Annotated in this window: 1 pseudogene; it reads left to right on the forward strand. The window is 58.6% G+C overall.

Annotated features, from left to right (window positions below):
- Positions 1 to 244: pseudogene (locus tag ACTHS3_RS18455) on the forward strand (adenosine deaminase); the annotation flags it as partial.

Below are 244 nucleotides of genomic sequence, written 5' to 3' on the forward strand. Positions count from 1 at the left end.
CATACCGCGCGCGGCGTACCGTTTGAAACCGTCATCAACGGCATCACCCGCGCCCGCCTGGAAGCGCAGGAAAAATGGGGCATTTCCAGCAGGCTGATTATGTGTTTCCTGAGGCATTTGAGCGAAGAGTCCGCGTTTGAAACGCTTGCCCAAGCACAGCCTTTCAGACGACATATCGACGGCATCGGACTGGATTCGGGCGAACTCGGCAACCCGCCCTCGAAATTCGAGCGCGTCTTCGCCC

The sequence above is a fragment of the Neisseria sp. P0009.S007 genome, assembly GCF_051962515.1.